The sequence below is a fragment of the Pseudomonadota bacterium genome, from assembly GCA_013285465.1.
Classification (GTDB): domain Bacteria; phylum Pseudomonadota; class Alphaproteobacteria; order Micavibrionales; family CSBR16-224; genus CSBR16-224.
Window position 1 is genome coordinate 1,580,698 of record CP053449.1, and the last position, 25,581, is coordinate 1,606,278.

25 protein-coding genes and 1 tRNA gene are annotated in these 25,581 nt (G+C 52.0%); 14 read left to right on the top strand and 12 right to left on the bottom strand.

The annotated features are described in order from the left end of the window. The first annotated feature begins 79 nt into the window (after nucleotides 1-79). Together rpmE and HND56_07790 are read left to right on the top strand one after the other, a co-directional pair. Complete coding sequence (gene rpmE / locus HND56_07785) at nucleotides 80-325, top strand: 50S ribosomal protein L31 (GenBank protein QKK05592.1); 246 nt, start codon at nucleotides 80-82, stop codon at nucleotides 323-325. A gap of 283 nt (nucleotides 326-608) precedes the next feature. Further along, nucleotides 609-1,088, top strand: coding sequence for an Hsp20 family protein (locus tag HND56_07790; GenBank protein QKK05593.1), 480 nt, complete (start codon nucleotides 609-611; stop codon nucleotides 1,086-1,088). A gap of 202 nt (nucleotides 1,089-1,290) precedes the next feature. On the opposite strand, the gene HND56_07795 is transcribed toward HND56_07790, so the two are convergent. The 3 genes from HND56_07795 to rpsD form a co-directional block, all read right to left on the bottom strand. Then, nucleotides 1,291-2,685, bottom strand: a complete 1,395-nt coding sequence (locus HND56_07795) for a hypothetical protein (GenBank protein QKK05594.1) — start codon at nucleotides 2,683-2,685, stop codon at nucleotides 1,291-1,293. Next, entirely contained in the window at nucleotides 2,685-3,617 is a 933-nt protein-coding gene (locus HND56_07800) for an ABC transporter ATP-binding protein (protein ID QKK05595.1), read from the bottom strand. Before HND56_07800 ends, HND56_07795 begins: the two co-directional genes overlap by 1 nt. 132 nt (nucleotides 3,618-3,749) lie before the next feature. Beyond that, nucleotides 3,750-4,367, bottom strand: a complete 618-nt coding sequence (gene rpsD, locus HND56_07805; GenBank protein ID QKK05596.1) for a 30S ribosomal protein S4 — start codon at nucleotides 4,365-4,367, stop codon at nucleotides 3,750-3,752. 237 nt (nucleotides 4,368-4,604) lie between these two features. Here rpsD and HND56_07810 point away from each other — a divergent pair, with 237 nt between their 5' ends. After that, a complete protein-coding gene (locus HND56_07810) occupies nucleotides 4,605-5,912 on the top strand; it encodes a replication-associated recombination protein A (GenBank protein ID QKK06595.1) in 1,308 nt (435 codons plus the stop codon). Nucleotides 5,913-5,914: 2 nt separating this feature from the next. Here the strand turns inward: HND56_07810 and glpK are convergent, their stop codons facing one another. The 4 genes from glpK to HND56_07830 form a co-directional block, all read right to left on the bottom strand. Further along, a complete protein-coding gene (gene glpK, locus HND56_07815; protein ID QKK05597.1) occupies nucleotides 5,915-7,402 on the bottom strand; it encodes a glycerol kinase GlpK in 1,488 nt (495 codons plus the stop codon). Between the two features lie 2 nt (nucleotides 7,403-7,404). Further along, nucleotides 7,405-8,982 (bottom strand): glycerol-3-phosphate dehydrogenase, encoded by a 1,578-nt coding sequence (glpD, locus tag HND56_07820; GenBank protein QKK05598.1) that lies wholly within the window; start codon nucleotides 8,980-8,982, stop codon nucleotides 7,405-7,407. 114 nt (nucleotides 8,983-9,096) lie between these two features. Next, complete coding sequence (locus HND56_07825; GenBank protein QKK05599.1) at nucleotides 9,097-9,891, bottom strand: hypothetical protein; 795 nt, start codon at nucleotides 9,889-9,891, stop codon at nucleotides 9,097-9,099. A 96-nt stretch (nucleotides 9,892-9,987) separates the two neighbouring features. After that, a complete protein-coding gene (locus tag HND56_07830) occupies nucleotides 9,988-10,383 on the bottom strand; it encodes a DUF3307 domain-containing protein (protein ID QKK05600.1) in 396 nt (131 codons plus the stop codon). 206 nt (nucleotides 10,384-10,589) lie between these two features. On the opposite strand from HND56_07830, the gene HND56_07835 reads away from it, so the two are divergent. Genes HND56_07835 through HND56_07850 form a run of 4 tightly spaced genes read left to right on the top strand, consistent with a single transcriptional unit; the run spans nucleotide 10,590 to nucleotide 14,274 of the window. Continuing rightward, nucleotides 10,590-11,843 carry an EAL domain-containing protein gene (locus HND56_07835; GenBank protein QKK05601.1) on the top strand — a complete coding sequence of 418 codons (1,254 nt, stop codon included), beginning with the start codon at nucleotides 10,590-10,592 and terminating at the stop codon, nucleotides 11,841-11,843. A 4-nt stretch (nucleotides 11,844-11,847) separates the two neighbouring features. After that, nucleotides 11,848-13,077 carry an FAD-dependent oxidoreductase gene (locus tag HND56_07840; GenBank protein QKK05602.1) on the top strand — a complete coding sequence of 410 codons (1,230 nt, stop codon included), beginning with the start codon at nucleotides 11,848-11,850 and terminating at the stop codon, nucleotides 13,075-13,077. Beyond that, nucleotides 13,074-13,709 carry a DUF1028 domain-containing protein gene (locus HND56_07845; protein ID QKK05603.1) on the top strand — a complete coding sequence of 212 codons (636 nt, stop codon included), beginning with the start codon at nucleotides 13,074-13,076 and terminating at the stop codon, nucleotides 13,707-13,709. Before HND56_07840 ends, HND56_07845 begins: the two co-directional genes overlap by 4 nt. 49 nt (nucleotides 13,710-13,758) lie before the next feature. Continuing rightward, complete coding sequence (locus HND56_07850; protein ID QKK05604.1) at nucleotides 13,759-14,274, top strand: sel1 repeat family protein; 516 nt, start codon at nucleotides 13,759-13,761, stop codon at nucleotides 14,272-14,274. A gap of 2 nt (nucleotides 14,275-14,276) precedes the next feature. Here HND56_07850 and HND56_07855 read toward each other — a convergent pair whose 3' ends face one another. Continuing rightward, nucleotides 14,277-14,720: a hypothetical protein gene (locus HND56_07855; GenBank protein QKK05605.1), complete on the bottom strand. Its 444-nt coding sequence runs from the start codon at nucleotides 14,718-14,720 to the stop codon at nucleotides 14,277-14,279. 151 nt (nucleotides 14,721-14,871) lie between these two features. Between HND56_07855 and HND56_07860 the strand changes: the two genes are divergently transcribed. The 6 genes from HND56_07860 to HND56_07885 are packed head-to-tail and all read left to right on the top strand — an operon-like array spanning nucleotide 14,872 to nucleotide 22,029. Beyond that, nucleotides 14,872-16,233 carry a bifunctional folylpolyglutamate synthase/dihydrofolate synthase gene (locus HND56_07860; GenBank protein ID QKK05606.1) on the top strand — a complete coding sequence of 454 codons (1,362 nt, stop codon included), beginning with the start codon at nucleotides 14,872-14,874 and terminating at the stop codon, nucleotides 16,231-16,233. 32 nt (nucleotides 16,234-16,265) lie between these two features. Continuing rightward, on the top strand, nucleotides 16,266-17,294 hold the full coding sequence (locus HND56_07865) for an NAD(P)/FAD-dependent oxidoreductase (GenBank protein QKK05607.1): 1,029 nt from the start codon (nucleotides 16,266-16,268) through the stop codon (nucleotides 17,292-17,294). Nucleotides 17,295-17,321: 27 nt separating this feature from the next. After that, nucleotides 17,322-18,155 carry a hypothetical protein gene (locus tag HND56_07870; GenBank protein ID QKK05608.1) on the top strand — a complete coding sequence of 278 codons (834 nt, stop codon included), beginning with the start codon at nucleotides 17,322-17,324 and terminating at the stop codon, nucleotides 18,153-18,155. Nucleotides 18,156-18,169: 14 nt separating this feature from the next. Further along, the gene (locus HND56_07875) at nucleotides 18,170-18,496 is read left to right on the top strand and encodes a 2Fe-2S iron-sulfur cluster binding domain-containing protein (protein ID QKK06596.1); all 327 of its coding nucleotides are present in this window, start codon (nucleotides 18,170-18,172) and stop codon (nucleotides 18,494-18,496) included. Between the two features lie 27 nt (nucleotides 18,497-18,523). After that, entirely contained in the window at nucleotides 18,524-19,609 is a 1,086-nt protein-coding gene (gene pheS, locus HND56_07880) for a phenylalanine--tRNA ligase subunit alpha (GenBank protein ID QKK05609.1), read from the top strand. Nucleotides 19,610-19,632: 23 nt separating this feature from the next. After that, nucleotides 19,633-22,029: a phenylalanine--tRNA ligase subunit beta gene (locus HND56_07885; protein ID QKK05610.1), complete on the top strand. Its 2,397-nt coding sequence runs from the start codon at nucleotides 19,633-19,635 to the stop codon at nucleotides 22,027-22,029. A gap of 20 nt (nucleotides 22,030-22,049) precedes the next feature. Here HND56_07885 and HND56_07890 read toward each other — a convergent pair whose 3' ends face one another. After that, nucleotides 22,050-22,595, bottom strand: a complete 546-nt coding sequence (locus HND56_07890) for a DUF177 domain-containing protein (protein QKK05611.1) — start codon at nucleotides 22,593-22,595, stop codon at nucleotides 22,050-22,052. A gap of 176 nt (nucleotides 22,596-22,771) precedes the next feature. Between HND56_07890 and HND56_07895 the strand changes: the two genes are divergently transcribed. Beyond that, nucleotides 22,772-22,847, top strand: a tRNA-Glu gene (locus HND56_07895). Between the two features lie 344 nt (nucleotides 22,848-23,191). Here HND56_07895 and HND56_07900 read toward each other — a convergent pair. Genes HND56_07900 through umuD form a run of 3 tightly spaced genes read right to left on the bottom strand, consistent with a single transcriptional unit; the run spans nucleotide 23,192 to nucleotide 25,446 of the window. Further along, nucleotides 23,192-24,448 (bottom strand): Y-family DNA polymerase, encoded by a 1,257-nt coding sequence (locus tag HND56_07900; GenBank protein ID QKK05612.1) that lies wholly within the window; start codon nucleotides 24,446-24,448, stop codon nucleotides 23,192-23,194. Next, nucleotides 24,445-24,990: a hypothetical protein gene (locus HND56_07905; protein QKK05613.1), complete on the bottom strand. Its 546-nt coding sequence runs from the start codon at nucleotides 24,988-24,990 to the stop codon at nucleotides 24,445-24,447. Before HND56_07905 ends, HND56_07900 begins: the two co-directional genes overlap by 4 nt. Before the next feature lie 12 nt (nucleotides 24,991-25,002). Further along, complete coding sequence (gene umuD / locus HND56_07910) at nucleotides 25,003-25,446, bottom strand: translesion error-prone DNA polymerase V autoproteolytic subunit (protein QKK05614.1); 444 nt, start codon at nucleotides 25,444-25,446, stop codon at nucleotides 25,003-25,005. Nucleotides 25,447-25,581 lie beyond the last annotated feature (135 nt).

Consider the following 25,581-nt stretch of genomic DNA (forward strand, 5'->3'; position numbering starts at 1 on the left):
AGAAAAACACTTGCGAAAGAGCAGAATTTGGGTTACAAGTCGCAGTTATTGATTGAATGCAAACCAAAGGAAAAGAACGATGAAAGCAGACATTCATCCCGATTACCATGAAATCACCGTTGTGATGACAGATGGCACGGAATTTAAAACACGCAGCACATGGGGCAAAGAAGGCGACGTTATGAAGCTGGAAATCGACCCCAAGACCCATCCGGCATGGACGGGTGGTACGGCACGTGTTCTGGAGCGCGGACAGCTTGCCCGCTTCAAAAAGCGTTTTGGCGGTTTCGAAGCACCGAAAAAAGCCGCAGAAGGCGAAAAGTAAAACTTTTCATGCCCGCCGGATGCGGGTTTTTACGCGCCGGTTGCAAATAAAGTTATCTCCCCTCAGTCAGCCGTCTGCTTGTCAGACGGCTGATTTTTTTGGCTAATTTCGATTACCCTTGAAAATTTTTCCGAATCTTTGCTATAATGGAGATATAGAGAAGCAAAATAAATGCCGCCGATGCGGGTTTATTCTCTCTAGCAAAATGCAGGAGACCGACCATGGTGGTGGTTTTCCGAAGACGAAAAGAAACAGTCACTATTGCTCACAGGAGGATATGACGATGACAAATTTTGATCTCACCCCATTCTTACGTTCCACTGTCGGATTTGACCGCTTAACGCGCATGCTTGAAAACGAGCTTGGCGCAACCGGCGGCGCATCCAGCTACCCGCCCTATAATATCGTGAAACTGGATGAAAATGACTACCAGATCACAATGGCGGTTGCAGGCTTTTCCGAAGATGATCTGACGATCACACTGAAAGAAAATCTGCTGCTGGTTGAAGGCCGCATTCTGGAGGCAGAACAGGACGAAACCCGTCAATATCTGCACCGCGGTATCGCGGAACGCGCTTTCGAGCGCCGCTTCCAGCTGGCTGACCATATCCGGGTTGTGAATGCAGCACTTTCCAACGGTCTCCTGACCATCGACCTCGCGCGGGAAATCCCCGAAAGCATGAAACCGCGCCAGATCGAGATCACGTCCGGTCAAAAATACATTGACCACAAAAAGGACAAGGGATCAAAGAAAGCGGCCTAACCCTTTAACCCCTGCGGAGGCGCCCCGATAACAAGGGCGCGGATACGGAGCCCCGCTCCTCACGGAACCCGCTCGCTCACCTCACTCCCTAAACCGTGACCTGAGCTCCTGTCCCGCCCGCTGACGCAAAGCGCACCCACACGCACCCCTGCGACAGCACGGAACGCGCCTCCGCCAACTGCCCTCCCCCGCCTGCGGTTCCTCACCCGGCGGGGGATTTTTCTTCTGCGGAATCTTTGCGAATGGTTTGCACTTTGCGCGCCAGAAAATATCCGGCGACAAGCACTTGCGCTGCAGGCGGGAACAGTGCCGCCAAAGCGTCATCGCTCATTTGCGGCCAGAACCAGCGCAGAATTTCCCATACGGATGCCGTTGTGCCCTCCGCCTCGGACAGGAACAAATTCTGCGGCTTCAAAGCATCTTCAAAAGCCGACAGCACCAACCCCGGCAGCAGGATATAAGCAAACAAAAAGAATACCATCGCCTTGAAAGAGCCGAAACTCTCATTGCCGCGCAGCAGAAACAGATGCAATACAATCCCGTCACGCAATATAAAGCACATGATGGATGCCAGCAAAACCGTCAACTCCATATGTTTCAATTGCTGCATCTCCGTCACCGGCGCATAGATCAGATAAATACCGAAAGCCGCAACCGAGAGCGCCAGCGGAATCGTCCAGCGCGGCAAATGTTCCAGAAAACGGCGGCGTTCACCGTGATAGAGCGCATGGAAAAAGCGTTTATAACCGTTCAAATTCCCCGCCTCCAGCATAAAGCTCCAGAACAGGCAAGGCAGCACAGCGGCGTAAAACACCATCGCTTTCAGCCAGATCGGCTTTTCCGGATCAAGGAAGCCCGTACAATAGACACCGACGGTCAGCACAAAAAACAGGAAATCAAAGGGCAGATTGCGATACAGCATACGTCTGCGCATCATGCACACGGCAGCGCGAAAAACCCAGAACCCCAGCAATGCCGTTGTCATGCAATAGAATATCGGTTTTTCAAAAATATATCCGTACCATTCCAGCGTTGCAATTCTGTCACCTTCCAGAAAACTGCTGAACATCGACACCACAATGATTGAAACGATGATACCGGGAAAGGAAGCGGAATCATCCGATGAAATACTATAGGCAAAGGCCGTCACCTGCCCGACAATCCCCGCACAAATCAGTCCCATCATAAAATAGGGCAGCCCCGTCAGATCCGGCGGTGCAAAATACCATGCCGCCCCCAGCGCCAGCAATCCCGCATACCATGTGTAACAAGTCGCCCCGATAACTTTTCCGATCACCAGATGCAAAGGCTTTAAGGCGGAGGTCCTTTGAAAATCCCAGGTCTTGCCCCGCAGCTCCTCCGCAAAGGTGCTCCCTGCCCGTACATTACCGAAATACAGCACAATACCGCCGTAAAACCACATATATATCTGGGTGAAAAGCCTTTTGGTTTCCAGAGTTTCCGCGTTATTCAAGCCCTCCATCAAGTGATGAGGTATCAGCAGCCCGATAGCAATCGCCGCCAGCGGCGTCAGAACCCGGAACAGAGAAAAATTCAGCCAGAGATAGCGCTGTATTTCAGGATTAAACAACCGCATCAAAATCCTCCCTTGCCTTTCTCTTCCGCAAGATCCATATAGGCTTTTTGCAGCGATCTTTTTTGTGCGGTAAAACGGTAAACGGGAAGCTTTTTGCGCAGCAGCCTTTTCAGTAAAAGATGCTGTTCCTTTTCATCCGCCAGCGTGCGGCAAAAAACAATATCTCCTTCGCCTCTCTCAACGCCGGTCAAAGCCGCATCTTCGGACAGTATTTGCAAATGCGCATCCGTCAAGCCGGAGACGGCAATCATCAGACTCAGCTCTTCCTTCTTTTCATGGTCAGACAAATAGACATGTTCCGCAATGCGTCCGTTCCGAATAACAAGCATATCCGTGCAGTAATCTTCAAGCTCTGCCAGAATATGGGATGAAACAACAATAGTATGTCCGGCATTTCTAAGATTTAAAATCAGCTTTGAAAATCCGATACGCGATTCCGGATCCATGCCCGATGCCGGCTCGTCCAGCAGCAGAATGCGCGGATTATGCAGCAGGGTCATACCGATCCCCAAACGCTGGCGGTATCCGCGCGATAATGTTCCCGCACGCTCGTCCATGCGTCCCGTCATACCGACCATATCGGCAACTTCATTGACGCGGAAATCAACATCATCACCGGGCAGATTTTGACACCATGCCATATAGGTCAAATTCTGTCTGACCGTCAGCTTATCATACAGACCGAAAAAATCTGACAGATAGCCGATCTGCTGATGCACGGCGCGCGGCTGTTCGGACACATCAAACCCGGCCACCGTCACGGTGCCGGACACAGGTGTTTCCAGCCCGACGATACAGCGCATTAAAGTGGTTTTTCCGGCACCGTTCGGACCGACCATGGCGGTGACCGCGCCTTCCTTGATATCCATGCTGACATCATGCAGGACGCGTTTGCCGAAATATTCGAAATTCAGTTTTTCAACTTTAATCATCTGACAGTGGCCTCTTCCGCAACAATTCTGTGCGATAGCGGCCATAAAGACAAGGAAGAACACGGCAGAAAAAGAAAAAGCCGCGGAAGGAAAACCCCGCCGCGGCTTTTGTAATTTTTTTGTGACCGTCTCTTAACGAGAGTAAAACTCGATCACGAGGTTCGGTTCCATGCGAACAGGATACGGAACTTCGTCCAAAGACGGTGCGCGCAGGAATTTACCCTTCATCGCTTTGTGATCCACTTCCAGATATTCCGGAACGTCACGCTCGGGCGAATCAATGCCCTGCAGAACCATCGGAATCTGGCGGGATTTTTCGCGTACTTCAATCACGTCACCGTCATTAACGGAATAGGACGGAATATTAACGCGCTTGCCGTTCACCAGCACATGGCAGTGATTGACAAACTGGCGTGCCGCGAAAACCGTCGGGACGAATTTCATGCGGTAAACAACTGCGTCCAGACGGCGCTCCAAAAGCTCGATCAGGTTCGCACTGGTATCACCCTTGCGGCGGCCTGCTTCATCGTAATAGCGGCGGAAGCGTTTCTCACCGATATTGCCGTAGTAACCTTTCAATTTCTGCTTGGCAAAAAGCTGCGTACCGTAATCGGTCGGCTTTTTGCGGCGTTGGCCGTGTTGGCCGGGACCGTATTCGCGTTTGTTAAACGGGCTTTTCGGACGACCCCAAAGATTGCAGCCCAGACGGCGGTCAATCTTGTATTTGGAATGCGGGCGTTTTTCACTCATTGGTGTTTACTCCTAAATATTTGTTTTTACGTTATTGTCCCGATAGTCCGTCCGGTTTTCCGGCGGCGTGGTGAACCTCTGGCCTAATATCCTTTACCTTAAAAAACATATTTCAAGGGGGATGCCCGATGCCCGATTCACCCGCTTTCTCGGGAATAGGCGGACAATAGCCGAAATATGCCAAAAAGGTCAAGCAAAAACTGGTTTTTTCAAGGGGAAGCCGTTATGATCTCACCCATGAGTCAAAACCTGTTTGAAGCCAGCGATCTGTCGCAGGATATCAATGCCCCGCTTGCCGAGCGTTTGCGCCCGCGCAAACTGGAAGATGTGGTCGGGCAGGATCATCTTTTTGCCGATGGCGGGCCGCTTTCCGGCCTTCTTCAGGGTAAGCCCTGCCCGTCAATGGTGCTGTGGGGACCGCCGGGTTGCGGAAAAACCACGCTAGCGCGCTTACTGGCCGGGCATGTTGATCTGCATTTCGAACCGCTTTCCGCGATTTTCTCCGGTATTGCCGATTTAAAGAAAATCTTTGCCGAAGCCCGCAACCGCCGTGAAACAGGCACAGGCACATTGCTGTTCGTCGATGAAATCCACCGTTTCAACAAATCACAGCAGGATGCGTTCCTGCCTTATGTCGAAGACGGCACCATCGTACTGGTCGGCGCAACCACGGAAAACCCGTCCTTTGAATTAAACGCGGCGCTGCTGTCGCGTTGTCAGGTGCTGGTGCTGCACCGGCTGGACGAGGCCGCGCTGGAGAAAATCCTATGCCGCGCCGAAGAAACGGAACAGCAAAAACTGCCGCTGGATGATGCCGCGCGTCTGCACCTGAAAGCGATGGCGGATGGTGACGGACGTTTCCTGCTGAATATGGCGGAACATCTGCTGTCGCTGGACAGCAAGAAACAGATGGATACCGCCGCACTGACCAAAATCCTGAACCGTCGCGCCCCGCTTTACGACAAGGGGCAGGACAGTCATTACAATCTGATCAGCGCCTTGCACAAAGCCGTGCGCGGCTCGGATGCCGATGCCGCCCTGTACTGGTTGTGCCGGATGCTTGATGGCGGTGAAGACCCGCATTACGTTGCCCGTCGTGTGCTGCGCATGGCGGTCGAGGATATCGGCCTTGCCGATCCGCAGGCGCAAAGCGTTGCGCTGCATGCCTGGCAGGTTTATGAACGTGTCGGCTCCCCCGAAGGAGAACTGGCGCTGGCCGAAGCTGTGGTCTATATGGCCACCGCACCGAAATCCAACGCCATTTACAGCGCCTATAAATCCGCGATGCGCGCAGCAAAGGAAACCGGCTCACTGATGCCGCCCAAACATATTCTGAATGCGCCGACCGGTTTGATGAAAGAGCTTGGTTACGGCGCAAATTACGCCTATGACCATGACGCACCCGATGCGTTTTCAGGTCAAAATTACTTTCCCGATGAAATGGCGCGGCAAAATTTTTATACGCCGGTCGAACGCGGCTTCGAGCGTGAAATCAAAAAACGTCTCGATTACTGGGCCAAGCTGCGTCAGGACAAGAAAGCGTAACGTTACCGCTGTGTTAGAATCCGGGATATGGCGTCTTTCCAGCCGGCATACAGTTCTTGCCGTTCCTTGTCATCCATACGCGGTTTAAAGCTGCGCGACAGTCGCCAGTTTCTGGCGATCTGTGCCGGTGACTCGTAAAACCCGACCGCCAGCCCCGCCAGATAGGCCGCGCCCAGCGCCGTGGTTTCAATCACCTGCGGGCGGTTAACATCGCAATTCGTCATATCCGCCAGAAACTGGCACATCCAGTTATTTTCCACCATGCCGCCATCGACACGGATTTCCGTTATATCCGTGCCGCTATCTTCCAGCATCGCGCCCATCAGGTCACAGGTTTGATAGGCCTGCGCCTCCAGCGCCGCACGGACGATATGATCCAGCGTCGTATCGCGCGTGACGCCGAAAATTGCGCCGCGCGCATCGGGGTCCCAATACGGCGCGCCCAGTCCGGTAAAGGCCGGCACCATGTAAACGCCGCCGTTATGCGGAATGCGTTTGGCAATTTCCTCGCTTTTCGCGGCATGGGCGATAATCTGCAAGCCGTCGCGCAGCCACTGCACCGCCGCGCCGGCGATAAAGATTGACCCTTCCAGCGCATAAGTTACTTTGCCATCCAGCTGATAGGCAATCGTTGTCAGCAATTTATGTTTGGAGGTGCGGAATTTACCGCCGATATTCATCAACGCAAAACACCCCGTGCCATAGGTGCTTTTCATCATGCCTTCGTCAAAACATGCCTGCCCGACAAATGCGGCTTGCTGGTCGCCGGCAATACCGGTCACCGGTATCTGGATACCAAGAAACTTCTCTGCCGACATGCCGAACAGCCCGCTGCTGTCTTTTACTTCGGGGAACATCTTGCGCGGCAGATTCAAAATTTTCAGCAGCTCGTCATCCCAACAGCCTTCCACGATATTATACAGCAATGTGCGCGAGGCATTTGTGGCATCGGTGACATGCGCCGTTGCGCCTGTCATCCGCCACAAGATATAGGTATCGACTGTTCCGCACAGTAAATCGCCGCGCTCCGCCGCTTCGCGTGCGCCCTCCACCGTATTCAGCAGCCAGCTCAGCTTTGTGCCGGAAAAATACGGATCCAGCAGCAAACCGGTTTTGTTCCGGAAAGTCTCTTCATGTCCCTCCGCCTTCAGCTCGCGGCAATAATCCGCGGTGCGCCTGTCTTGCCAGACAATTGCCGGACCGATCAGCGTGCCGTCATGTTTGTTCCACAGCACCACCGTCTCGCGCTGGTTGGTCACGCCGATGGCGGCGATTTCTTCCGGAGATATCTCTGCGGAATCAATTGCCTTGCGACAGACGGATTTGGTATCACGCCAGATATCATGCGGGTCCTGTTCCACCCAGCCGTTTTGCGGATAAACAAGTTTCAATTCTTTTTGCGCGAAAGACACAGCCTGCGCATCACGGTTAAAAAGAACCGCACGTGTGCTGGTTGTCCCCTGATCAATGGCGAGAATGTAATCTTTCATCGTTATTCACCTGCCCTTTTCTCGGCAATATAGCGCTCCAGTTTTTCAAACATATCCGGATCGCCGTGCAATCCGCATTTTGACCGCCGCCACAGAATATCCTCTGCGGTCTGCGCATCTTCGAAATCCATCATATAGTCAATTTCATTTGCGTAAAGACCCGCGCCGAAATATGCCCCCATATCATTTTCATGGTGACAATTCTTGAAAATTTCACGCACGCGGCTGCCATAGCGCCGCACATATTGCTCCGCTGCCTCAGCAGACAGCCAGTGATATTCACGGCGCAGCGTTTTCAAAAATGTTTCCAGATTGGCAACAGGCGAAAAATCCGCGCCGGGCAGTACGGTCTCCGCAGTCCATGCAGCACCCGCATCAGGGAAAATTTCCTCTTTCAGCAAATCGGCAACCTGTTCCGATAATTTGCGATAGGTCGTCAATTTGCCGCCATAAACGGACAGCAACGGACAGGATTTATGATGCGCCAGATCAAGCTTGTAATCGCGCGTTACCTCCGAAGCATTCTGCGTGCCGTCATCCAGCAGCGGGCGCACACCGCTATAGCTCCAGACGACTTCCTCCGGAATGACGGGTGTCGTGAAATAGCGGCCAACCGCATCACAGAGATATGATATTTCCTCTTTCGTAATTTTAACCTGTGCGGGATCGCCTTCATAAGCGACATCGGTTGTGCCGATCAGCGTATAATCATTTTCATACGGGATAACAAAAATGATGCGCCCGTCCTTATTTTGCAAAATATAGGCATGCGCACCATTATAAAGACGCGGTACAACGATATGACTGCCCTTGACGAGACGCACATGGTAATGGGGTTTGAAACCTTTGACGGTTGCCGGCAAAAAGCTTTCCACCCACGGTCCTGCCGCATTCACAACACAGCGCGCTTCGATTTCGTGGCTTTTCCCCCGCGCATCGCCGGGCTCCTTATGAAACAGCGCCGCCTTCCACAGCCCTGCTTTTTTATCCGCCTCCAGCCCGCGGCACTCCGTACGTGACAGAACAACCGCGCCTTTTTCATGCGCCGCCATAACATTGGTCAATACCAGCCGCGCGTCATCAACCCAACAATCGGTATAAACAAAGCCGGTTTTATAGGTTTCATGCAGCGGGTGATCGGTGAGCGGCAGCATATAGGATTTCTCAAACACATTATGCCGTTGCCGCCCGCCCAGATGGTCATACAGAAACAATCCGGCACGGATCATCCATTTCGGGCGCAATGATTTATCATGCGGCAGCACGAAACGCAGCGGTTTAATCAAATGAGGTGCTAGACGGTAAAGGATTTCTCTCTCAATTAACGAGGAACGGACAAGCCCGAATTCATATTGTTCCAGATAACGTAATCCGCCATGAATCAATTTACTGCTGGCGGAAGATGTGGCGCTGCCCCAGTCATTCTTTTCGCATAACACAACAGATAACCCGCGTCCGGCAAGGTCATGGGCAATACCGGCACCGTTAATACCGCCGCCGACAACCAGCACATCACAACGATAGACCGGGTCGTTTTTGGTGCGGGTGATTTTTTGAAGATTATCCCGGCTGCGCAACATAAACACGTAACTCTTAAAATTGAAAATACGGCACATATCACCGTGCCGCATTTATTACATCCTTTTTATCATGTTAGAGATAGCGCTTCGCCTGCGCAAGAGGTCAGTGCCCTGTCAGGAAGATGGCGCGACGACAGGAAAGAGAAGTTGGAAACGCTGACATCCGCGCACAACCTGCACCGGCGCAGTACAAACACAGCCGTCCATCTGTTCGACCAGAACATAAGCCATATAAAGGCGCGTCAGACAATCCTCCCGCCTTTTCAGCTGTGACGACCGGGGATAAAACAGTTTGGCCTCCAGCCCCTCTCCGGCATCCGCATCATCACCGATATGACAGATATCCAGTACAGCCTGTTGCCGCCCGTCCTTTAATCTCCGTATTCCGAGAGACAAAGAAACATCAGACAATTTACCGTCAGCGCCATAGACATGCGGCAGGAAGACAACCAATATATGCGCCAGCGTTTCAAAATTTCCTTTAATCAGACAGGGTTGTTCCGGCAGGGATAAATGCAGCATACCGTCCGCGTTCCCGTCATTTTCTTTCACCTGCAATGTTTCCATGACCAAACGTGCCGCCTCTGCCAAATCGCATATGTCGCCCGCCTCAGGCAAATCCGTAAAAAAGCCGGAAATATCGTCTGTCAGCGCCGTACCGCGCCGGAGCGTTTTTAAAATATGCTTTAGATGCTCCTCCGTCAGACGCCCTTCGCGCAGCTTACGCAAAGCAATCTGCGTATAACCTTCTACAATCGTCAGGATGTCACTGAAATCCGCATTGATGCGGCGCGAAAAGTCTTCAAACAGAGCGAAGGAAATTGCGGCAGCTTTTTTGTCATCCGCGCCTTCTTCTGTTTTCTTTTTATCTGACCGCACAAAACGCAAGTCACTTGGACGAATCACCATGACGACACCTTATAAAATATAATGTCACTTAAGAAATAAACCCCTAGTTGTATAATAGCACGAAAGAATAGAATTTTCAAAGCACTGAAAGAAATTTTATGCAGTGATACCGATTGTTGCAACAATCAGAACAAGATACAGGAGGTGAGAAAGATTATGCGCTTCCTGATCAAGGCCGAAAACAACCCAAAACTTATGATCATTATAAGTCCAGCCGGCTTTTTGGGTCAGTACGCCTTTCAGGCGGTCAATGCCTGCATGCAGGGCAAAATCAAACAGGCTGAGCCACCACAATTGCGGCGCATAATAAAGAACGATCGCAAGCGTAAAAACTGCGTGAATAGCGCAATGCTGGAACAGCGCCTTGGCCGCACCTTCGCGCCATGCTTTATGCTTATGGGTCACCATATAGGTACTTTGCAAAACAAAATCGCAAATCATCTGTTTTGCGCGGAATACCAGATACAGAATAAGAATACCAAGATAGGTCATATGCCGTTTTCCGCCGCCTGGGCTTAAAAAATAAGATCAATCAATATAGAACAAACGCCCTATGCTTATACAGGATAGCGCGGTTTCATAAGAATACCACAAAAGTTTTTCAGAAAATTCCCGTGGATTTAACTTTCCTTTACTTTATTCTAGAATAATAGCCTATAGGGCGATCCCCTATTCGTCATATCCAGCAGGAGCCACGTATGTCCACTTACGAGACCGGCGCAATCAAATCATTAAAGGCGGGCGACCTTCTTATGCAGGAAGGCGAAAGCGGCGATTGCGCTTATATCATTGAGACCGGCAGCGTCGAAATTCTGATTGACCGCGATGGCGTGCCGCAGGTTATCGGCACGCGCGGTGCCGGCGCATTGCTGGGCGAAATGGCAATGATTGACGACCAGCCGCGCACGGCTTCGGTGCGCGCTATTGAGGATTGCAGCGTACTCGTCATTTCACGCGAAGATTTCGCCAGGCGGACGGAATCCGCCGATCCTATTCTGCGCATGGTGACAAAAGTCATACTGACGCGTTACCGCGATATGCTGGGGCGCTCCCAACTTATCGTTACCCCGCCTGATGCGGATTTAGCCGATCCTGCGGATCTGGAAACGGATCAGGAACTGCGCGATCTGGCCGTCAACACCATTAAAATTTATCATGAGCTGAAACACGCTCTGGAAAACAACGAATTACAGCTTTATTACCAGCCGATTGTCGATCTTGAAACCTGCCGTATCGCAGGTTTTGAGGCTCTGGCCCGCTGGATTCACCCGGAAAAGGGCATGATATCCCCCGGCGTTTTTATTCCCGTTGCGGAGGAAAGCGGGCTGATTGTTGAAATATCGCGCTGGGCGCTGGATGAATCCTGCAAAGCCGTCAAACAGTTAGAACCTTTCAGTGACGGCGGTGCACCGCTGTTTGTCAGCGTCAATTTTTCCGTCCATGATTTTTCCGATCAGGACTTTCTGCACCATGTCACCACAATCATGGAGAAAAACGGCACAGACCCCGCACATATCCATCTGGAGATTACCGAAAGCCTGCTGATGGAAAAGCCGCATGTGGCAAAAGAGGCATTGGAAAAATGCCGCGACTACGGGTTTGAAATCTCCATTGACGATTTCGGCACGGGATATTCTTCTTTGAGTTATCTGCACTCCTTCCCGATTGATACGCTGAAAATTGATCAGAGCTTTATCCGCTCCATGCTGGCACAGCACAGCAGTTTACAGCTTGTGAAGTCCATTATTTCTCTGGCGAAAAATCTGGAAATGCGCGTCATTGCCGAAGGTATTGAACATCCGGAGGAAGCCGCGGCGTTGCGTGAACTGGACTGCGAATACTGTCAGGGTTTCTGGTTTGCCAAACCGCAGCCGCTGGAGGAAGCCGCCGCGCTTTTGCAAAACTGGACACCGCCCTCCTATCAGGCGGATAAAGCCGCAGGGGGCAAATAGCATCATGCACATCGTTATTGTCGGAGCGGGAATTGTCGGCACCATGACCGCTTATTACCTTGTGCAAAAAGGTGTGCAAGTCACGATGATCGACCGCCATGAGAAAGCAGGAACCGCCGCCAGCCGCGCCAATGCTTCCCTGTTATGCTACGGCCAGAAATCTCCTCTCGGCACGCCGGATATTTGGGGGAAGATTCCGAAAATTCTTCTGGGGCGTGATCCCCGTATCAAAATCCACAAATATTTCAGTCCGACACTGTATTTCTGGCTGGCCGGGCTTTTGAAAAACAGCTCATCCGACCGTTACCGCCTGAACTATCTTTATCTGTCAGAGCTTGTAGAGGCCAGTCGGGAGCTTCTGGAAGAGATCATTGAAAAGCATAACCCGTCTTTCGATCACCGCCGGAACGGCCGCCTGAATCTTTATCCTGATGCCGCCGCGCTGGAAAAAGGTAAATTTCATAATTCCCTGTTCGCGGAGCGTTTCGATATTGATTTCAGTATCCTGTCAGCGGAACAATGCATCGAGAAAATCCCGTCAATGAAAGACCGGAAGGCGCCGCTGGCCGGCGGCATTTTTACGCCACTTGACGCATCAGGAAACTGCGAGAAATTTATTGATGACATCATTGAAAAATACCTTATTCCCAGCGGATTGTTTCACTTTATGCCGGAAACCAATGCACAACGTATAGTTGCAAAAAACGGTGCGATTGAAGGGCTGATCACAGATAAGGACGTGATTGTTGCCGATCATTACGTGTTGTGCAACGGTGCATGGGCGCCTGAATTTCTTAAACCTTACCAGATATATCTGCCGATTTATCCCGTCAAAGGCTATCATATCCAATGCGACATGCCCGATGGTCTCAGTATCGGGCCGAATATCATGGATACCTACAGCAATCTTGTCGCCATGCAGCTGGGAGACCGACTGAAACTGTCCACCGGCTTTATTTTTAACGGCTTTAACGACGATGTCCCGAAAAAATATCTAATCAATCTGAAAGCCGCCGCACAGGAAATTTTTCCCGGACTGTCATTAAAAAACATTGTCGTGAATAAAGGTTTTCGCCCTTACACGCCTGACAGCCTGCCGATTGTCAAACCCTCGCAAAAAATCAGAAACCTGTCTTATAACCTTGGCCACAGCATGCTGGGCTGGACTCTGGCACCTGCGACCGGAAAACAATGTGCGGAACAGATCGCCCATTTTTACGGATTAAAGCAATGACTTTTTCCATTCTTGCCTTTGACCGCGAACAAGACCTCATCGGCAGTGCCGTTGCCAGCAAATGGACAGGCGTCGGCGGATGCACGCAATTTTTTCGCCCCGGCACAGGGCTGGTCAATATCCAGAACCATTCCTATGCACAGGTCGCCTACCGCATTCTGGACAATATCGAGACCGGTATGGCTTTATCCGACAGCCTTGCGCAAGCCTTAAGCGGTGACAATGCCCGCGAAAAGCGGCAATGTCTTCTGGCGGATTTGCACGGCCATTTCCATGCCGCATCGGGCGCAGCCTGCAGCGGCATCTTCCGTCATAAGGTCTCCGTCAATTGCGCGGCCGCAGGCAATACGCTCGCCAAGCCCGATGTCGTTGATGCCATGATTGACGCCTATGAAAGCTCCGCATCAAATGTGATGACGGAACGGCTGCTGGATGCGCTTGAAGCCGGACAAGCGGCAGGCGGCGACAGCCGCGGGCAGGAAGCAGCGGCAATCAAAGTCTATAAAACAACCTACCCCGTCCAGCGTTTTTATCCGATTGATCTGCGCGCCGACAGCCATGATGCGCCGCTGGAAGAATTACGCCGTCTTTATACTATTTTCGGGGAAAATGATCGCCGCGTTGAGTTTTAATCCTTTGATGCGCTATACTTGCCACAGCATTGTTAAAGGAGACAGCACCATGAAAAAACTCTTCGCTGCAGCATTCTGCACAATCTTTCTGCTTTCCGGCTTTCTGCTTTCCGGCTTTCTGCTTTCCGGCAGTCCGGCGCATGCCGCATCTGCGGAGGCCGTACAGGCCGCACCCACACCGCCGGAATCCGCATCCCCGACCGATGCCATCGAGGCCGCCGCCAATCAGGGCGACCGCGATGCGCAATATACGCTGGGCACCTTTTACATGCACGGCCATCACAAACAGCAAAATCACGAACTGGCGGAAAAATGGCTGAAAAGCGCCGCGGAAAGCGGCCAGAAAGATGCCCCCGGCAAGCTGGGACTGCTTTATGCCGCGACTCCCTTCAGCGACTATCCCGAAGCCTGTTTCTGGCTGACACTGGCCGTGCATGAAGGTGACGCGGCCTCCACCGCATTACTGGAAAAGATACGCGGCCACCTAACCAAACAAGAAAAAGCCGCTCTGAATGAGCGGCTGGTGCAATGGATTACAACAAATAAAGCGGCCCCCGCGCAATAGGCTCAGCCATGACGCCGCCCACCCTGCTTTTTTATGCCGGTTGTCAGATCAGCCGCCATATCGCGTTTGACGGCCTCATCGACCAGCCCGGCAATCCCGGTTGCACCGTTTTCACGGCAGATATCGGCAATGTCCTGCGTTCTGGCATCGGCAGGCAGCGCATCAATCAACAAATCATCGCCAAAACTGCGCTGCATCGCGGGCAGAACGGAACTGCAATATTTCAGGATTTGCTTCACGCGCTTGTCGGGATCCGCCGCGCCGCGGTTAAAGGCAATACGGGCCACAATGATTTTCGGCATTTCCATCACGCGGACACTATCGGAAAAAACCTCCGCAGGGCTCGCACCATCCGGCGCATTTCCGGCAGATTTCACAACATTTTTGATAAAGCTTTCGACGATTCCTTCAAAGACCTTGACCTGGCCCGCATTGTATTTCGGCATAATGCCTCCTTGAAATCCTGTTTCCCAAAATAAGAAATGTGACGGGTAATTTCTCATAATTCCGGCCCTTTGTCAAGTCGAATTATGGAAAAATTTAAGCGGCGGAAAAAACATTGCCCCACCCCCGCTTTTACGGCTATATAATGCACCGATGACAACAGCACAGACACATATTTCCCTGACCGATCCCAATGCGGCTTTTTCAGGATTAACGCACCGCAATACCGATATTGCGGCCTGCCTTGACCGTCTGCGCCTGCTGCAGCCGCTGGAAATGATTTCCGCCCCCGCAAAGCAGCGGATGCTGCCGCTTTTGAACAAAATGGGTGATCCGCAACTGGCTATCGCTCCGGTGATTCATGTGGCGGGAACCAACGGGAAAGGCTCGGTACTCGCCTATCTGCAAGCGGTGTTTGAAGCCGCCGGTTATGATGTGCATAAATTCACCTCCCCCCATCTTGTGCATTTTAACGAACGGATTGTACTGGCAGGGGAAGATATCAGCGATGAACTGCTGCTGGATGCGCTGCAAGCCACGGAGAAAGCTGTAAATGGTGAAAATATCCGTTTTTTCGATGCGGCGACACTGGCAGCACTTTATGCCTTTGCCTGTGTTCCCGCCGACATCGTGCTGCTGGAAACGGGAATGGGCGGCAAGCTTGATTCCACAAATATTTTCGATGCGCCGCTTTGCGCTGCGCTGTCCACCGTTTCGCTGGATCATACCGGCGTGCTGGGGACAACGCATGAAGACATCGCGACCACAAAATGCGGCATTGCCAAACCGGATAAACCCTTTGTTATCGGGCGGCAGGAAAAAGATAGCATCTATGATCTGGCTATCCGGCTTGCGCAGGAAAACAACGCCCTGCCCTATTGTTATGGGCGTGATTGGCAAATTTCCGAACAAGACGGCTTGCTGTCTTTCAAAGGCCGATACCGGGAATGGGTACTGCCGCGTCCGCAAATGGCCGGCACCTATCAAGTGGAGAATGCAGGGCTGGCACTGGCCATGCTGGAGCAGGTTTTGGAAAAAAACAGCTATGACATTGCAGCAGGCGATGTCGCTGCAGGCATCCGGCAGGCGCAATGGCGCGGACGGCTACAGCGGATTGTGAACGGACCGCTTTGTGAAGTACTGGGAAAAGGCGAAAAACTGTGGTTGGATGGCGGTCATAACGGTTCTGCCGCACGGATGCTGGCGGAAGAAATCAAAAAATGGGACAAGCCGACCGATATCGTGCTCGCCCTGTCGCGCAAACGCTATTATAACGAGGTTCTGACACCACTGGCGCAAGCCGCGCGCAGTGTCACACTTGTTCCGCTGAAAAATTACGAACAGGTTCTCTACGACCTGCCCGATCTGCAAAAACTGGATACGGACAAGAATTTTGACCTGCATTTTGCACCGTCATGGCAGGATGCCCTGCGCCATCTGGCTGGGGGGGACGGCAATATCCTGATTGCGGGGTCGCTCTATCTTGCAGGAGATGTTTTGAAAGAACATGGTTGATTTCACTGTCAAATCTCTTTAAACCAACGCCTATGACCAATGTAATAAAAACAGATGCGATTATTATCGGCGCAGGGCCTGTCGGCCTCTTTGCGGTATTCGAGCTTGGCTTGCTGGATATCCGCGCCCATCTGATTGATATTCTTGACCGCCCCGGCGGACAATGCGCGGAACTCTATCCCGAAAAACCGATTTATGATATCCCCGCCTTGCCGGTTGTCACGGGGCAGGAGCTGACGGATCGTTTGATGGAACAGATCGCGCCTTTTCATCCCATATTTCATTTTTCACAAATGGCCGATTCCCTTGAAAAAACGGCAGATGGCCTGTGGCGCGTCAGCACCGATATGGAGACAGTTCTGGAGGCACCTGTTGTCATTATCGCCGCAGGCGGCGGCAGTTTCACGCCGAAAAAGCCGCCGATCAAAGGCCTTGACGAATATGAAGGGAAATCGGTCTTTTATGCCGTACGCAAAATCGACCAGTTCCGCGATAAGAATATCCTGATTTCCGGCGGCGGCGATTCCGCGCTGGACTGGGTTCTGAACCTGCAGCCGATTGCCAAATCCGTGACGCTGGTGCATCGCCGCGACGACTTCCGTGCCGCCCCCGACAGCGTCAATAAAATGCGCGCGCTGGCCAATGACAACAAAATCACCCTGCATATCGCCGAACCGGTTGCATTGAACGGACAGGGCGGCATGCTGGAAAGCGTGCATTTGCGTTCCAAAACCGCCGGAGAATTCGATGTCGCCTGCGATACGTTTCTGCCCTTTTACGGGCTGACGATGAAGCTGGGACCGGTTGCCGATTTCGGCCTCAACCTGCACGAAAACCTGATCCCCGTAGATACGGAAAAATTTGAAACAAGCACCGCAGGTATTTTCGCCATCGGCGACATTAATCATTACCCCGGAAAACTGAAACTGATCCTGTCCGGCTTCCACGAAGCCGCGCTGATGGCGCAGCAGGCTTTCCGCTATATTTATCCCGATAAGAAACTGCGCTTTCAATACACAACCTCTTCCTCGAACCTGCAGGAAAAACTGGGTGTAAAATAGCGCGCAATAGTGTAGATTGACGAAGTTATGAATGAACGCGACGCGACAGATACCCCGCCCGTGCCGCCGCATCTTTTTAGTGTTGTCGGCAGCGCCAAATCCGCCTTCGGCTTTATTGTCGATGAATGGCGCTATCTTGCACGTCTGGCAGCACCCGTTATTTTTCTGCAAATCGGCTTTTCGGTCGGATATGCGATGTTTAAAGACTGGCGCGGCACCCCCCCGAATAATTTCGAGCTTTATCTGTGGGACTTGCCCGGCTCTATTATGATGGGCTGGTTCATCTGTTCTCTTGCGCGGATGATTGTTTTTGGTGAAAAACTGACCAATCTGCCGCTGCGCGATATCCGTTTCATGCAATACCGGGCAGAACTGACCCGCTCCTCCATTTTTCTCTCGCTGCTGATACAGGCTGTCATTGTTGTACTGATGACGGCTCTGAGCAGTATGATGAGCTCGCTGGAAACAATCTCCAAGACCGAGGGGGCTGAATCAATCCCCGGATATATGTCCGGCCTGATTATCTTCCTGCTTGTGATGATTTTCTGGAGTGCGCGTTTTCTTGTCACGCCCCTGCTGGTCGCCGTTGATTATCCGATCGGCACCTTTCTGCGGCAAGCGCGCGGCTTTCTATTTTCCCTGCGCCTGATCGGTCTGACCATTCTCTGCGCTTTTCCGGTGTTATTTGTCTTTAACATGATCTTCGCACTGCTAATCCCCGACCCGCAGAATATGACCGATATGCAGCTGATGACCGTCATGGCGCTAAACAAGCCTGCATATCTGGTGGCTGCCGCGCTGATTAATGCCGGATATGTCTTTGCCCTGATCGAAATGCTGGGACGGAACAAGCAGATATGAGCGAGGGAGGCGATATGCATATTCTGGTGACCGATCAGACCGGGCAGAAACACAGGCTTGATGCGCTGGAAGGCTGGAGCGCGATGGAAATCATGCGTGACTTTGATTTGAATATCAAGGCGGAATGCGGCGGCTGCATGTCTTGTGCCACCTGCCATGTTTATGTTGATACCGACTGGCTGGAGAAGCTGTATCCGCCGCTGGAAGAAGAAACGGATATACTGGAGAACGAAGCCTTCGCCGTGCAGGAGAATTCACGGCTTTCCTGTCAAATACTGTTTACAGAGAATTTAAACGGCTTAAAATTAACGCTCGCCCCCGGTACGGAAAAAGACGCGTGAGGCGTAATGCAGAAAGGACAACCCGCTATGAGCAGTATTGAGGCGCTGAAAAAAGAAATCGTCGAAACGGTACAGGCCGCAAATGATATGCAGAGCCTTGAGGATGTGCGTATTCAGGCGCTTGGTAAAAAAGGCAAGGTCACAGATTTAATGAAATCCCTCGGCGGGATGGATCCCGATCAGCGCCGCGAGATGGGACAGGCACTGAACCGTCTAAAGGACGAGATTACCACAGAAATCGAAGCCCGCGCCACCGCGCTGAAGCGTAAGGAAATGGATGCACGGCTTGAAAATGAAAAGCTGGACATGACCCTGTCCATCCGTCCTGAACAGCAAGGCAGCATTCATCCGATCAGCCAAACGATTGAGGAGATGATTGCCATTTTCGCCACGATGGGTTTCACCCTTGCGGAAGGGCCGGAAATTGAAGACGATTTCCACAACTTCACCGCCCTGAACTTTCCGCCTGAACATCCGGCGCGGCAAATGCATGATACGTTTTATCTGCCGAATGACCCGCATGGCGAAGGCGAAGCGGCAACGCGCCTTTTACGCACGCATACATCGACCGTACAAATTCACGTGATGCAGGAGCAGAAACCGCCGATCCGTGTCATTACGCTGGGGCGCACTTTCCGTTCCGATTACGACATGACGCATACGCCGATGTTCCACCAGGTCGAAGGACTTGTGATTGATAAAACCACGCATATGGGGCATCTGAAACATTGCCTCAGCACCTTCTGCAAAAAGTTCTTCGGCGTCAGCGATCTGCCGGTGCGTTTCCGCCCCAGCTATTTCCCCTTTACCGAGCCTTCCGCCGAGATGGATATCGGCTGTGCCGTCAATGACGGCAAGCTGGAAATCGGCGCGGGCAAAAACTGGATGGAAATTCTGGGCTGCGGCATGGTACATCCGAATGTGTTGAAAAACTGCGGCATTGACCCCGATGAATATCAGGGCTTTGCCTTCGGGATGGGGATTGAACGTGTCGCGATGCTGAAATACGGCATTCCCGATTTGCGTACATTCTTTGAATCCGATATCCGCTGGCTGCGCCATTACGGTTTCGGCCCTGCCGAACAGCCGAATACGGTACTGCGTTCGGAATAAGAGAAAAACAAGGAAGATAAAAAATGAAATTCACATTGTCATGGCTGAAAGAATATCTGGACACAGATGCCTCGCTTGACCGCATTGCCGAAACCCTGACCGCCATCGGGCTGGAGGTTGAAGGCATCACCGACCCTGCCAAGGATCTGGAAGGCTTTGTTGTCGGTGAAGTGATTGAATGCGGCCCTCATCCCGATGCCGACAAGCTGCAGGTCACGATGGTCGATACCGGCACGGAAAAACTGCAAGTCGTCTGCGGCGCACCGAATTGTCGTCTGGGGCTGAAAGGCGTGTTTGCGCCGTCAGGCTGTTATGTGCCGGGTCTGGATTTCACGCTGGGTAAGGCAAAAATCCGCGGTGTGGAATCAAACGGTATGCTCTGTTCGGAAAAAGAGCTGCGCCTGTCCGATGAACATAAAGGCATTATTGATCTTCCTGCCAATACGAAAATCGGCACCCCTGCCGCTACCGTGCTGGGACTGGATGATCCGGTGATAGAAATTGCGCTGACCCCGAACCGCGGCGACTGCGCAGGCATTTACGGCATTGCCCGCGATCTCGCCGCAGCAGGTCTCGGCAAGCTGAAAACACCGGACACCACGCCTGTGAAGGGCAGTTTTGACAGTGCTGTGACGGTCAGCATCAAAGACGATGCGGAAACCGCCTGTCCCTGTTTTGTCGGACGCATGATCAAAGGCGTGAAAAACGCCGAAAGCCCGGCATGGCTGCAGCAACGCCTGACGGCTATCGGTCTGCGCCCGATTTCGGCGCTGGTCGATATCACCAATTTCTTTACCATTGCCTTCGCGCGCCCGCTGCATGTTTATGATGCCGACAAGCTGCAAGGCAATATCCATGTCCGCCTCTCCAAAAAAGGTGAGGAAATCGACGCGCTGGATGACAAACATTACAATCTGACAGACGGCATGACTGCCATCTGTGATGACAGCGGCGTGCTGGGGCTGGGCGGCATTGTCGGCGGCGAGCCGTCTTCCGTCAGTGAAACCACCGAAAATGTCTATCTGGAATGCGCCCTGTTCGACCCTGTCGCCATTGCCTCCACAGGCCGCGCCCTGCAAGTCGACAGCGACGCGCGCTACCGCTTTGAACGCGGTGTTGACCCCGCTTTCGTCGAAGCCGGCGCAGAACTGGCGACCAAAATGATTCTGGAACTCTGCGGCGGCGAGGCAAGTAATACCTGCATCGCAGGTGCCGCCAAAGCAGCTGAGAAAACCGTCAAATACGATCCCGCCCTGTGCGAAAAACTTGGCGGGCTCGCCCTTCCCGAAGCCCGCCAGAAAGAAATTCTGGAAACACTCGGCTTCACTGTTGCCAAAGACTGGACAATCACCGCCCCCAGCTGGCGTCCCGATATTGACGGCAAAGCCGATATTGTCGAGGAAGTCTTGCGCATTCACGGCTATGATAATATTGAAGATGTCGCGCTGGAGGCCAATGACAATCTGCCGCCGCCGCTATCGGCCTTGCAGAAAAAACTGTCGATCACCCGCCGCATTCTGGCAGGCCGCGGCTTATCCGAAACCGTGACATGGGCCTTTATGTCGTCAAAAACCGCCGATCTGTTCGGTGCCGATCTGCATCAGCACAAAGCGGCGCTGACGCTTTCAAACCCGATCAGCAGCGAGCTGGATATGATGCGCCCCTCTCTGCTGCCCAATCTGATTGACGGCGCAGCACGCAACATTGCACGCGGTCATGCCGATGTCGGTTTGTTCGAAGTTGCCAATGCCTATATCTCGACTGCCAAAGAAGGGCACGTGATGACAATTGCCGGCGTCCGTACCGGCGATGCCGCCCCGCGCCATTGGAGCGGTGTTCACCGCCCGACGGATGTCTATGACATCAAAGCGGATGCCTTGGCCGCGCTGGCTGTCTGCGGTGCTCCCGTCGACAAATTGCAACTGACGGAAGACGCGCCGGGCTGGTATCATCCCGGTCGCTCCGCCTGCCTGCGTCTTGGCCCGAATGTGCTGGCACAATTCGGCGAAATTCATCCTGCCGTATTGGATGACATGGATACCGGTGCGCGGGTTTACGGTTTTGAAGTTTTCCCCGAGAATGTACCGCAGCCGAAAAAGCAAAGCGGCACGGCACGCGAACCCTTGAACGCCCCCCCCTTCCAGCCTGCTTACCGTGATTTCGCCTTTTTGGTGGATGATGCGCTACCGGCGGAAAAACTGATCCGCGCAATCCGCAATGCGGATAAGGATTTGATTGCTGCCGTTGATATTTTCGACATCTATAAAGGCCAGGGCGTGCCGGAGGATAAGAAATCCGTTGCACTTTACGTGACATTGCAGCCGCGTGATGCCACGCTGACTGATGCCGATTTCAAAGCCTTTACGGATAAAGTCGTCGCCAATGTCGAAAAACAGACAGGCGGCACATTGCGGGGATAAGGTAAGGCCTGTCTTAAGGCTTATTCACCGTCTTTGTCATTCTGGTTGTTTTGCTGTTGCTGCGCGACTTTCAGCAATGTTGCGAAAGGACGGCTTGTGCGCTGCTCCGGCGGCAGCAAAGCCTCCGGTGCTTCGATATGCCCCTCAAAGGCAACGCCCTCGGCACGGGGATAATCCGGCAGCGCGATGGAAATCTGCTGCGCCACGATTTCCCCAAGATCAATCACATCACCCTCGACAGGCTCCAGCGCCAGATCAGGCATGAGTGTGTCCTCCGCCAGTTCCTGTTCCTCCTCTGAAAAAGTGATATCAAATTCCGTATCAATAACGGTTTTGACAGGCTCCAGCGTCACGACACATTCCTGCACTGCTTCACAGGACAGCTTTCCGGACAGCTCGATCATATGCTTGCGCACGCGCTTCAGCGTAAGTTTTGCCTGCACATCCGCAATCTCCAGAATATGCAGTCGTGCGGCCAGCTCTTTGCAATCGCCTTCCGTCGCTTTGATAACGAATGTTTTTTCTTTGGTATCAATATCGGCAAGCCGGATGATTTCTGACAGCATTTTCAAGCCCTTTCGCTAGAGGCATTTCCATCTCTTCCCCGCCGTTTCCCGCGGTTATTCCGTTATAAAGACTACAGGGGATAAAAATCAATGTTTTTTGTTGAAAACAGCTTGCATTTCTTGCGGAAACCCGTTAAAAAAATCTGTCCTTACACGTAGTAGGAATTTCCCATTGCGTCCCCTTCGTCTAGAGGCCTAGGACACCGCCCTTTCACGGCGGCAACACGGGTTCGAATCCCGTAGGGGACGCCAATTATTTCAACAACTTAGTGATTTTTGATCGGCTGCGTACGTAACTTATACGTAATATACGCGCTGAAATGGGCATGAATTGCCTTAGACAATCATGAACATATGCTGCTTGTTATTTATGCAATCGGAGAGACAAAACTTTTCAGGGGCCTTTTTGGGGGCCTTTTCAAACAAAAAATGCAACACGGGTTCGAATCCCACCCCTAGGGGGCACACCACCACAAACCTATTTTTTTATATCTGATTGGCCGAAGTAAATTTTTTTATAGCACCCAGCTCACCTACATTTTGTAGATATAGTTTCATTCCAGACAAGATCGACACCCAAGCCAGTAGCTGTGCCCTTAAGCCTCAAACAACTCATCCCAATCCGTTGTGTATCGCGGTGACCTGTTGCCCGCCCGCATAATCCATGCCTTTTTCGTTCCAGCGCTGGCGGGATGAATTGTGTCTTTGCCCATGCGCCTGTTAATGGCATCAACCGCTGTCATCAGTGCGTCACTCTTCTCACTATCGCCCGTGCTGAACAAGTCCGGCTGTGCTGTGCCTTTCGGGATTAAATCATCCAGCATCACACCCGCCTTATAAAACGGATAGCCGTCTTTCCAGATATGCTTGGCGGCTTTTACGGCGGCATTAACCAGCGCCAGCGTATCAGATGTCGGAACGGCAAAGGACATGCCGCAACTGTTGCCGTAATATTCGCCTTTGGCATGTTTGCCTGTATGCATGAAAACAGTGATAGAAGCCGTTTCAAGCCCTTCACGGCGCAGCTTTGCCGCTGCACGGGTGGTATAGGTGGAAATGGCTTCCAGCATCTCCGTTTGTTTGGTGACGCGCTGTCCGAAAGAACGAGACACGGTAATGCCTTTCTTGGCGGGGGCGGTGATTTCCAAATCATGGCATTTCGTGCCGGAGAGTTCGTCTATCAGGCGCTCTCCGTTGACGTTTAGCAGCTTTCTGGCCTGCGGGCGTTCCATACGGATAAAGTCGGCAACGGTGCGAATGCCGATATTCTCTAGCTTTTCCGCCGAGCGTCTGCCGATGCCCCAAACTTCGCCAACGGGAATTTGCGGAAACAGCTCCTGCCGTATATCAGGGGCGGATAAATCACACACGCCGTCAAATTGCGGCATTTTCTTGGCGCAGTAATTGGCAAGCTTTGCCAGCGTCTTTGTTGCTCCCAAGCCGACACAGGTCGGAATGCCTGTCCATTTCAGAACGGTTTGGCGGATTTCATGCCCGTATTCCATCAGGTCTTTTGTTTCAAATCCGGATAGGTCGAGGAAGCTTTCATCAATGGAGTAATTCTCGATGTCTGGTGCGAACATGGACAAGACTTCATCCACCCGGCGGCTCATATCCCCATACAGCACATAGTTGGAAGAGAACACGACAACGCCGTGCTGTTTACACAGGTCTTTAATCTGGAAGAATGGCTGCCCCATCTGGATACCCAGCGCCTTGGCTTCATTTGACCGCGCAACGGCACAGCCGTCATTATTGGACAGCACAATCACAGGCACGCCTTCAAGGTCAGGGCGGAATACCCTTTCACAGGAGACATAGAAATTGTTGCAGTCAACGAGGGCGAGGGTCATTCCCTTTCTTTCCACACATAGTCTTCAATTTTCTCATCCCATTCACAGGAGTGACTAGTTGGGTAGTCGTGCCCCACAACAGTCAATGCCTTACGGATTTCAGATATAAGAATTCTATAGATTCCTTTATCTCTCTCCTTATCTGAGCATACATACACACTTTCCCAATTACGGTCTTCACTCCGCAGCGCAAACATAGTGCATTGGTGTATAAACTGGTTAGCCACAAACGCCAGGCTTTTCAGTTGTAGTAACTCACCGTCCAACTCATAAATCTCTTCTAACTCAAAGCGATTGCGTTTGTGGACCTTAACGCCTTTAAGAACAGGAGAGAAATAAAGAGGTATACGATAGTTTCTCGATTGTGATGACAGTTTCGTATCAGCCTCTAATAACATTCTAATTTTCAAGAACGAAACGACTAAATCCTTTTCAAAGTTGACAACCCTCTTTTCACTCCACCGGGGCGGGTTCTTAACAGGCTTTAAACAGCGGGCGTGACATAGAAGATCTTCTTTCCAAAAACGCGATTCAATGACCATACCAGCAACCTGTTATTTAAACCGATGCACCATGCCCGTCACCACCCCCCAGATTGAGAAGCTGTCATCTTCTGTGACTTCTATCGGTGCATAGTCGTTATTCTCAGGGGTCAGCATCACTTGACCGCCAAGATGATACAGGCGCTTAATCGTCAACTCTCCGTTTAACACAGCAACAATAATATCCTTGTGCTGCGCCTCCAGTGAACGGTCAACAATCACAACGCTGCCTTCCAGAATGCCCGCATCCTTCATGCTGTCACCTGTAATACGCACACAGAAAGTCGCCGCCGGATGGTCAATCAGATATTCGTTCAGGTCAAGCTTGCCTTCTTCATACTCTTCGGCAGGTGATGGAAAGCCAGCCGATAGCTTGCTCTGCATAAGCGGCAGTTCGACCTTGGACAGGTCGTCTTTCAAAGAAATGATTGTCAGTTCTGATTTAAATGATTCCATGCCTGATTATGACGTAAATTGCGCTGGTTTAGAAGTTCCGATGACGAGCGCGAAAATAAACTTACGCAAAGCATGGGTTGTTCTTTATACTTTTTCTATATTTTTATTTCTCTGCAAAGCATGGTAATCGGTCGG